1 pseudogene is annotated in these 514 nt (G+C 38.3%); it reads right to left on the reverse strand.

Features of this window, described 5'->3' with window-relative positions:
- Positions 1-512, reverse strand: a pseudogene (locus tag R7Q48_RS31175) (VPA0450 family T3SS effector inositol phosphatase); the annotation flags it as partial.
- Between the last annotated feature and the right edge of the window lie 2 nt (positions 513-514).

The raw sequence follows: 514 nt of genomic DNA on the forward strand, positions 1-514 counted from the left end.
AAAACAGACATCGAAGTGTAGCTGACACCTTCACTAAGCCCTTTAGTCATGACTTTCATTTTGTTTTGGCTAAGCAGGTTCATGCCATCGAGTTCTAGGTCGTTAGCAAGCAATTTCGATTCTTGTTCGGCAAATAAGACCACATCATAGTCACCCTTTTGGATAAGGTTTTGGAAGTAGTTCTTCGTCTCTGCAGGCATCTTTTGGTTGGCTTGGTTGTACGTTAATGTCAGGACTTTAACGTTGCCGTTGTTCTCTTTTTTGTGCAGTTGTTGGTTCATCAAGTTCAGCTTTAAGTCGCTGTTTTTCGATGAATCTGTTTTGCTAAAAAAGCGATTAAAAAAGCTGCGATTTTCTTTTTGTTTGAGGCTAATTTCACCATCATTGCTTTTGGTAACGCTGTATTCTTTACCAAATACAGAGCCAAATTTAACGGTATCGCCTTCTTTCGCATTGGTTTTGATATTTTGAATATCTGCGAGGTCTAAATTACCTCGATGTTGACTATTAATTT

Source organism: Vibrio sp. 378 (assembly GCF_033339435.1).